Source organism: Cryobacterium sp. 10I1 (assembly GCF_035019805.1).
Classification (GTDB): Bacteria; Actinomycetota; Actinomycetes; order Actinomycetales; family Microbacteriaceae; genus Cryobacterium; species Cryobacterium glucosi.
In genome coordinates, this window is record NZ_JASJVF010000140.1 from 1 (window position 1) to 8,943 (window position 8,943).

An 8,943-nucleotide genomic window follows, 5' to 3' on the forward strand; every position below is an offset into this window, starting at 1 on the left:
CCCTGGGCATCGGTGTCGTTCCCATCGGGCCGGTCTCGCGCCAGCGCACCCCGGAAAGCGGCTGCACCCCGACGTTCTCGACGGTGAGCAGCTCAGTCGTCTGCCCGCCCGCGGAGACGAGGTTGGGGCGGAAGTCACGGCCGACGCGCACCCGGACGGGTCGGAGGGCCACCGACAGCCCGGCGACGATCGGCACCGAGACCAGCAGGAGGGCGATGAACAGCAGGTCCCGCCGGTTCTCCGAGAATGACACCACCGTCAGCACCGCTCCCCCGCTGAGGAAGGCGCCACCCCGGAGGGTGAGCCGGGGAAACCGAACCGGCCGCGAGGGAGGTCGCCGCGCAGACATGGCGGCTACGGGCGACCGGAGGCGCCGAGCGGCACCGGGGTCGCCGCGAGGATCCGGCGCACGATGTCCTCGAGCAGCGGGCTCGAGTCCTGATGCTGGTGCCCGAGCACCCGGCTGCTCGCCACCAGCCGGTGGCCGAGGACGGCGACGGCAAGCGCATCGATGTCGTCGGGGAGCACGAAGTCACGGCCCTGCAGAGCGGATTGCGCCTTGGCGGCACGGATGAGCTGCAGGGTTGCCCGCGGGCTCGCACCGAGGCGGAGGTCCTTGTCCGAACGGGTGGCCCGCACGATGTCGACGGCGTACTGCTTGACGGCGCTGGAGGCGAAGACACCGCGGGCCGCCGTCATCATGGCCCGCAACTGGGCGCCGGTGACGACGGCGTCGATTCCGGCGAGCGGGCTCGAGGTGTCTCGGGAGTCGAGCATCGCGAGCTCGGAGGTCGTGTCGGGGTAGCCCATCGAGATCCGGGCCATGAAACGGTCCCGCTGGGCCTCGGGGAGGGCGTATGTGCCCTCCATCTCGATCGGATTCTGGGTCGCGACGACCGTGAACGGGAGCGGAAGGAGGTAGGTCGCTCCGTCGACGGTGACCTGGCGTTCCTCCATGCACTCGAGGAGGGCCGACTGGGTCTTCGGGCTCGCCCGGTTGATCTCGTCGCCGATCACGATGTTCGCGAAGATGGCCCCCGGCTTGAACTCGAACCTGCGGTCGACCTGGTTGAAGACGCTCACGCCCGTGACGTCGGAAGGGAGCAGGTCCGGTGTGAACTGGATGCGGCTGACCGAGCAGTCGACTGAGCGGGCGAGGGCCTTGGCCAGCATGGTCTTGCCGACGCCGGGCACGTCCTCGATGAGGAGGTGGCCCTCGGCGAGGAGCACGGTCAGGGCCGTGACGACGGCGGGGTGCTTGCCTGCGATGACCGTTTCGACGTTGCGGACGATGGCCCGGCCGGCCTCGGCCACGAGGTCGAGGTCGAGGTCTGCGTCGGGCGGGGGGTCCGCCCCCGGCGCGGCCGCCGGTACCGGTCGGATGCCCGGGGCGCGCTGCGTCGGGACGCCCGCGGGGACATCCGTTGTCGCGCCGGCGGGCGGGGCGGTCACACGGGTGCCTTTTGCAGGTACTGCGCGACGACGCGGGGCACGTATGGCGAGATGTCGCCGCCGAGCGCGGCGACCTGTCGCACGAGGGAGCTGGACACGTGGGCATTCGCAGGGTCAGGCAGCATGAAGATGGTCTCGACGCCCGCGAGGTTGCGGTTCACGATCGCCATCGGTGTCTCGTATGCGACGTCGACCTGGGAACGGATGCCCTTGATGAGCACGCTTGCCCCGACCTCGAGGCAGTAGTCGACGAGCAGTCCCATGCTCCAGGACGCGACGATGATGGTGTCCGGGAGGCCGGCGTCTGCGATCGCCCGCTGCAGAAGGGAGACGCGCTGGCTGATCGGCAGGAGGGCCGTCTTGTCGGGGTTGTGCACGACGAGCACGTGCACTTCATCGAAGAGGCCCGCCGCCCGTTCGATCACGTCGAGGTGACCCAGCGTGACGGGGTCGAATGAACCAGGGACAACGGCGATCCTGCGCATACGCAATACCCTAACGCGCGAGCACGTCTCGCGCCTCCCCGGGCGGCACACTCTCGGCATTCGCCCTGCTGGGAGGCCAAATTCGCCGGCCAGCGATCGCGCGCGAAAGGCCAGGCGGAGTCTCCCGCCTGGCCTTCGTGCGCGATCTAGCCGACCAGGGCCAGCGACTGGGCCATGACCGCGTCGGACACCGCGAGGTTTCCGCCGAGAATCACGATCCGGCCCGGCTTCAACCGGGCGAGCTCCGCCGCGATGACGGCGGGAATGCCGTTGGGCTGGACGAGGAGCACCGGTCCCTGGTTCACGCCGGCGGCACCTGCACCGGACAATGCATCCTGGTAAGTCTCGCCCGTGGCCAGATAGACCACCGGCACACCCGGTGTCGGGAACGTCCCAGCGGAGATCGCGGCCGACGTGCCATAGGCATCCTGACCCCACAACCGCGTCGTCGGCGCGATCCCGGAGAGGCTTGCGAAGACACCATCCGAGACAGCCAGATTGCCGCCGAGCACCACGATCCTGGCCGGCTTCAACCGGGCAAGCTCTGCCGCGATGACACCCGGGATCCCATTGGGCTGGACGAGCAGCACCGGACCCTTGTTCACCCCGGCAGCACCGGCACCGGACAATGCATCCTGGTACGTCTCACCCGTCGCAACGTACGCGACAGGCACACCCGGCGTCGGGAACGTCCCAGCGGAGATCGCGGCCGACGTGCCATAGGCATCCTGACCCCACAACCGCGTGGCCGTCGCCGCGGCGGGCGCAGCCACTGCGGCGCTCGCGACGCTCGTCGCGGAAACCGCGGGAAGGCCGGTGGCCGTGCCGGTGACCGTCACGGTGACGGTCTTCCCCTGGTCGGCGAGGACGGGTGTATACGTCACGGCTGTTGCACCGGGAACGGCGACCCCTCCAACCGACCACTGGTAGGTGAAAACGATCGGAACCGGGGTCCAGGCTCCGGGAACGGCGGTGAGGACCTGTCGGACCGCGGCAACACCTGTGATGGTCGGGACGGCCGGCGTCACGAGGGTCGCAGGGGCCCCGACGGTGTCGTACAGGGCGTAGTCGTCAGTCACGAGCGTGCCGTTGCTGATCAGGTTGAGTCCGAAGCTGATCCCGGTGACGCCGGCAGGCACGACCGGCGTCGTCCAGGCCACCTGGGTGTACGCGGTCGCCGCGTTATACAACGGGCCAGAGGTCTGGTAGATCCAGCCACCGTCCGCGTTGCGATAGTAGAGGTCGAATTGGGTGGGCACGGTCGATTTGTACCAGGCTCTCAGGGAATAGGTGTGACCGGGGGTCGCCGTCGGTGCACAGGTTCCGAGGTCCTGCATCAGGGCGAGTTTCGCATCGCCGCTGGTCAGGCCCGTCACCACGAGCTGTTCTGCTTTCGTACCGGTATGCGCTTCTGCGGCTGTGGTGAGCGTCGTGAATGTCGCGGTGCTCACTCCAAACCCGCCCTGCTGCCAGCACTCCGGCGGCAGCGTGGTTCCGGCCGGCGGCACCACCGTGCTCGCCGTCTCGAGGCTGGGGTTCAGCACGCCGTTCTCACCGGCGGCCGGAGCTGCCCGGAAGCTGTTCGTGGACGCCACCAGAGGCTTCCCCGTTCCGCCGAGGACCTCGTGAACGGTTTTGACGATCGTGTTGGTGGTTGAAAGGGGGGATGTGGGCGTGCGGACCTTGAGCCAGTCGACGAACTGCTGGAAGAGCGTTGGCGTGATGGTCAGGTTCAGCGGGTCGCACACCCCCGGTGCGGTGTCGCAGACGTGGTGGAAGGTCAGCTGGACCCAGCCTCCGCCGTGGGTCTCGGCATCCGTCACGGTCTTCTGCAGGGTGGCGAGGGTCCAGGTCGAGTCGACTTCCTCGGGAGCCCGGGTCTGGAACGCGTCGGCCGGCGGAATCGTCTCGGCGAACACACCGGTCGTGCCGCCGACGTCGCCGAGCATGCGTCCGCTGTTGAAGCCGCACGCACTCACGGCCGCCGCGACTGCGGGGCTCACGGTCGCGAACGGGTAGGCGAAGTCCGTCGTGGTCTTGAATCCCCAGTCGTCGAGGGTATTCCGGCCCTGGCAGATCTGCTTGGTGACCTCGGCGGCGGGCAGGGTCGTCAGGTCGGGGTGGCTCACGGTGTGGCCCCCGATCTCGTGCCCGCTTGCTGCCATCGCGGTCAGTTGCGGGACGGTCAGATAGTTGGATGCGCCGATCCAGCCGGTCGTGATGAAGAAGGTTCCCTTAAGTCCCGCCGCGTCGAGGATCGAAACGGCCGCACTCTGGTCGGCGTCGCCGTCGTCGAACGTGAGGCTCACGACGGTCACCGGGTCGGTGGTCGCGGCCTGGGACGGGAGGGCCGTCCCCAGAACGGAACCGAGGGACAGCAGCATCACGGACGCTGTTCCGAAGGCGCGCCACCTGGGCCGCCGCCGGAGGGGACTACGCAAGGTCACTCGCAGCGAGTCGCTTGTGTAAGCGGGTTCGGACTGGGACATGTCAACTTCCGTTCGGGCGTCGGGAATCGAATGGTGGGCGAGTGCGTGGGCCGGGTGTGTTCCAGCGCTGTGTGGTCGACGATTCCCGGTGGACGGCACCCGGATCGATGAAGCTCTTCACCGAGCCCGGATAGACTCCCAAATCGTCCCCGATCGCGCTGGTGCGCAACCCGGGGGAAGGACCTGTTTGATTGTTGAGGCACCGTAGCACCGCGCTCGCGGGACGGGATAGGCCGGGAATCACCCCCACTTCGCGGGTCGCCGGGTGCCCGAAACGGCCCAGACCGGTGACGATTGCACTGGTTGGGTCTCATTCGGCGGCGCGGAGTTCAGCCCTTGGTGAGCGAGGCCCGTTCCGCGTCGTCGAGTCGCCGGCGCACCGCATCGCGCAGGGCAGGCACGCTCGCGAACTCGGGGTCATCCGCCGCGAGCTCCTGCGCGTGGGTGCGCGCCTCGAGGATGAGTTCGCCGTCGGTCGCGACCCGGAGCAGCCGCAGCGAGGAACGCCCGCCGGACTGCGTGCTGCCGAGCACATCGCCTTCCCTGCGCAGCTCGAGGTCGATCTCGGCGAGCTCGAAACCGTCGAGGGTTGCGGCGACGGCCTCGACCCTTGACCGAGCGAGAGAGTCGACTTCCGCACGGGTGACGAGCAGGCAGAGCCCCGGCACCCCGCCGCGGCCGACCCTCCCGCGCAACTGGTGGAGCTGCGAGACGCCGAACCTGTCGGCGTCGAGCACCACCATCACCGAAGCGTTCGGCACGTCGACGCCGACCTCGATCACCGTGGTGGCCACGAGCACATCGATCTGGCCCGCGGCGAAGGCGAGCATGGTCTGGTCCTTCTGGTCCGCGGTCATCCGGCCGTGCAGCGGTTCGATCCTGGCCGCTGCGAGCTCCGGCCGGGAGCGCAACCTCTCGAGCACGACCTCGACGGATTCCGGGGGCACGGCCGGCGCGGCGTCGGCGGCGCCCTTCTCTGTCGCCGGCTGTTCGAATTCCTCGCCCTCCTCAAGTTCCTTCGGCGCGATCGCAGGGCACACGACGAAACCCTGCCGGCCGAGGGCGAGCTCCTCGGCCAGCCTGGTCCAGACACGCGAGAAGGTCTGCGGCTTTTCGGCGAGCGCCACAACATAGGTCTGGATGCCCTGCCTGCCTGCCGGGAGCATCGCGATCGTCGACACGTCGAGGTCGCCGAAGACCGTCATGGCCACCGTGCGCGGGATCGGTGTCGCCGTCAGCACGAGGAGGTGTGGTGGCACAGCACCCTTGAGGCGGAGTGCCTCCCGCTGATCGACGCCGAAGCGGTGCTGTTCGTCGATGACCACGAGTCCGAGGTCGAAGAACGACACCGATTCGGCCAGGAGGGCGTGCGTGCCGATCACGATCCTGGCCTGGCCGGAGACCGCTCGCAGCAACGCCTTGCGTCGAAGGGCGACGGGCAGTTTGCCGGTCAGCAGCACGGGCACAAGTTCTGCGGCCAGGTCGGGGCCGAGGATCTGCACGATCGACCGCAGATGCTGGGCCGCGAGCACCTCCGTCGGCGCAAGCAGGGCGGCCTGTCCCCCGGTGTCGGCGACGGCGAGCATCGCCCGCAGCGCGACGAGCGTCTTGCCTGAACCGACCTCGCCCTGCAGGAGCCGGTTCATCGGTGCGGTGTCGGCGAGGTCCCTCGCGATCTCGGCGCCGACGGTCAGCTGGTCGCCGGTGAGGGTGAACGGAAGGCGGGCGTCGAAGCGTTCGAGGTACCCGCCGGGGACGGGCACCCGTGCGGTCGACTTCGTCGCCCTGGCGGCGTTTCGCTGCTGCACGAGCGCGCTCTGCAGCACGAATGCCTCGGTGAACCGAAGGGTGTCGCGGGCCCTGATCCAGTCGGCGTCGACGGCGGGTTGGTGGATGAGCTCGAGGGCCTTCCGGTGCGGCAGCAGGCCGCGTTCGGAGCGGAGCGCAGGCGGGAGCGGGTCCTCGACGGGGCCGAGGTGCTTGAGTATCTTTCCGACGATCGTCTGGAAGTCCCAGCTCGCGACCGCGGCGGTCGCCGGGTAGACCGGGACGGGCTCGACGAGCCAGGCCTCGCCTTCCGTGGGAATCTCGTGTTCCTGTTCCTCGTCGCTCCCGGCGACGAAGAGCTTGTAGTGCGGATGCGCCAGCTGCAGCTGGTTCTTGAACGAGGTGACCTTGCCGGTGAACATGCCGCGGGTGCCCGGTGCGAGCAGCTTCTCGCGCCAGGCCTGGTTGAAGAACGTGAGGGTGAGGATGCCGCGGCCGTCGGAGATCTTGACGGTCGTGATCGAGCCCTTGCGGGTCTTCATGTCGTGGGTGGAGATCGAACGCACCTCGGCGAAGATCGTGACCTGTTCGTCGAGCGGCAGTTCGCTGATCGCGCTGAGCTCTCCGCGCCTGGCGTAGCGGCGAGGGTAATGACTGAGCAGGTCGCCGACGGTGCGCATGTCGAACGCCTTGGCGAGCGATTTCGCTTCGGCGGCCGTTATCGTTCCGTGTGCCGTGAGCGGGGTATCCAGGGTCAGGGCGCCGGTGAGCTTCTCGCCGTCCGCCGCGGTCGCATCCGTCATCCTTCGATCGTAGGCGCGGCCGCCGACACTGCGGTCCGGCTAGGCTCGAACGGACATGACGCGCATCATCTCCGGGTTCGCCGGTTCCCTGCCCCTCGCTGTTCCCAAGTCGGGCACACGCCCCACGAGCGACCGGGTGCGCGAGGCGATCTTTTCCGCCCTCGACGCCCGTGACATCATCCGGGGCGCCCGGGTGCTCGACCTCTACGCGGGCTCCGGTTCCCTCGGGCTCGAGGCCGCGAGCAGGGGTGCCCGCATCGTGACCCTTGTCGAGAACAGCTACGGGGCGGCTCAGATGTGCCGGAAGAACACCGACGCGGTGCTCAAGGCCGCCCCGAAGAAGGACGCCCCGTCGATCCGCGTCTCCGCGCAGGCCGTGCAGTCATTTCTCGCGGCGACGGGCGACGGGTTCGAACTCGTCTTCCTCGACCCGCCGTATGAGCTCTCCGACGTCGAACTCGGGCACAACCTGCTCGCCCTGACCCCCCTGCTCGACCCGGACGCCCTCGTCGTCGTCGAGCGCAGCTCCCGCTCCCCCGAGCCGTCCTGGGGTACTGGCCTCGCTTCCGAGCGCCGCAAGGACTACGGCGACACGACCGTCTGGTACGCCGCCCCGGTGCTCGCCGGAGGATGCCGGGTTCTGACCGGTGTACAGGTTACGGTCGACTTCGATGTGCGCGGTGAACGGCGCCGCCTCGACGAAGTCCGCGCCGAGGTCCACCAGGCGGGTCTGCACGAGCCAGGGCGCCTTGGGCGCCAGTCCCCCGATGACCTCTTCCTCGTTCGTGAACCCGGTCATGCGATAACCGGTGAACGGCCAGCTGCCGTCCGCGCGCTTCGCGGCGAGGAGCGCGGCAGGGGCGTGGCACAACACGGCCAGGATACGGTCGGTGTCGAGCGCCTCGGTCATGAGCGCGCCGGACGTCGCGTCGACAGCGAGGTCCTCCATCGGGCCGTGGCCACCGGGGTAGAAGACCACGTCGTAGTCGGCGACATCGATGTCGTCGATGCTGCGCGGGGCGTCGAGCTCCTCGCCGATCGACCCGAGGTAGGCGATGATCTCGGCGGCCCGGTCCTCCCCGCCCGCGGCCTGGGGGGTGAGGCTGCCGCGGTCGATCGTGGGCGCGACCCCGCCGGGAGTCGCGATGGTGATGGACCATCCGGCCTCGCTGAATCGCCGGTGCGGTTCCGCGAGCTCCTCCGCCCAGTACCCGGTCGGGTGCAGGGTGCCGTCATTGAGGGTCCAGTGGTCAGCGGCGCTGACGACGAAGAGTACGTGGGCCATGATTCTCCAATGTTCAAAAATGGGTGGATGCGTGTCGTGGAGCGGGATCGAGTCGGCTCAGACGGTCGTGCGCACGACCATCTTGCCGGTGTTCTCTCCGCGCATGAGGCCCAGGAAGGCCTCGACCGCGTTGTCGATCCCGTCGACGACGGTCTCGTCGAAGACGACGGCGCCGCTCGTCAGCCATCCGGACATCTCGGTCGAGAACGCGCCGAAGTGCTGCAGGTAGTTGCCGACCGTGAACCCCTTCAGGGTGAGCCCGCGGGTCACGATGTTCGACATGTTGCGGGGTCCCGCGGATGCCTCGGTCGTGTTGTAGAGGGAGATCGCGCCGCAGAGTGCAGCGCGTCCGCCGTCCTTGAAGGCGCCGAGGGCGGCCTCGAGGTGCTCTCCCCCGACGTTGTCGAAGTACACGTCGATGCCATCGGGTGCGGCGAGGGCGAGCTGGCCGGCGATGTCGCCGTCCTTGTAGTTGAAGGCGGCGTCGAAGCCGTATTTGCTCGTGAGCAGCGCAACCTTCTCGGGCGTGCCTGCGGAACCGACAACGCGGCCGGCACCCTTGAGGCGGGCGATCTGGCCGACCATGCTGCCGACGGCCGGAACGGTCGCGGCCCTTCGCGCAGACCTCGACGCCTGGGCGAGCGGCTCTGCCTCGGCCGCAG

Annotated in this window: 6 protein-coding genes and 2 pseudogenes; 1 reads left to right on the forward strand and 7 read right to left on the reverse strand. The window is 68.8% G+C overall.

Features of this window, described 5'->3' with window-relative positions:
• The 5 genes from QN345_RS12295 to QN345_RS12315 form a co-directional block, all read right to left on the reverse strand.
• A partial coding sequence (locus tag QN345_RS12295; RefSeq protein ID WP_323508692.1) for a hypothetical protein occupies positions 1–256 on the reverse strand: 256 nt, incomplete at its 3' end.
• Positions 257–354: 98 nt separating this feature from the next.
• Positions 355–1,314 carry an AAA family ATPase gene (locus QN345_RS12300; RefSeq protein ID WP_241975540.1) on the reverse strand — a complete coding sequence of 320 codons (960 nt, stop codon included), beginning with the start codon at positions 1,312–1,314 and terminating at the stop codon, positions 355–357.
• A gap of 134 nt (positions 1,315–1,448) precedes the next feature.
• A complete protein-coding gene (gene coaD / locus QN345_RS12305; RefSeq protein WP_134447540.1) occupies positions 1,449–1,937 on the reverse strand; it encodes a pantetheine-phosphate adenylyltransferase in 489 nt (162 codons plus the stop codon).
• A gap of 146 nt (positions 1,938–2,083) precedes the next feature.
• Positions 2,084–4,321, reverse strand: coding sequence for a cell wall-binding repeat-containing protein (locus tag QN345_RS12310; protein ID WP_241980942.1), 2,238 nt, complete (start codon positions 4,319–4,321; stop codon positions 2,084–2,086).
• Between the two features lie 434 nt (positions 4,322–4,755).
• Complete coding sequence (locus QN345_RS12315) at positions 4,756–6,996, reverse strand: ATP-dependent DNA helicase RecG (protein WP_134560775.1); 2,241 nt, start codon at positions 6,994–6,996, stop codon at positions 4,756–4,758.
• 55 nt (positions 6,997–7,051) lie between these two features.
• Between QN345_RS12315 and QN345_RS12320 the strand changes: the two are divergent.
• Positions 7,052–7,546: pseudogene (locus QN345_RS12320) on the forward strand (RsmD family RNA methyltransferase); the annotation flags it as partial.
• Between the two features lie 93 nt (positions 7,547–7,639).
• Here QN345_RS12320 and QN345_RS12325 read toward each other — a convergent pair.
• Both QN345_RS12325 and QN345_RS12330 read right to left on the reverse strand, forming a co-directional pair.
• Positions 7,640–8,281 (reverse strand): annotated as a pseudogene (locus tag QN345_RS12325) (type 1 glutamine amidotransferase domain-containing protein); the annotation flags it as partial.
• Positions 8,282–8,338: 57 nt separating this feature from the next.
• On the reverse strand, positions 8,339–8,943 hold a 605-nt coding region (locus QN345_RS12330), incomplete at its 5' end, for an NADP-dependent oxidoreductase (RefSeq protein ID WP_323508693.1).

What these genes read in the sequence shown, in the direction of transcription:
- coaD (WP_134447540.1), bottom strand. Translation starts at nt 1,937, where the DNA reads ATGCGCAGGATCGCCGTTGTCCCTGGTTCATTCGACCCCGTCACGCTG.
- QN345_RS12315 (WP_134560775.1), bottom strand. Translation starts at nt 6,996, where the DNA reads ATGACGGATGCGACCGCGGCGGACGGCGAGAAGCTCACCGGCGCCCTG.
- QN345_RS12310 (WP_241980942.1), bottom strand. Translation starts at nt 4,321, where the DNA reads ATGCTGCTGTCCCTCGGTTCCGTTCTGGGGACGGCCCTCCCGTCCCAG.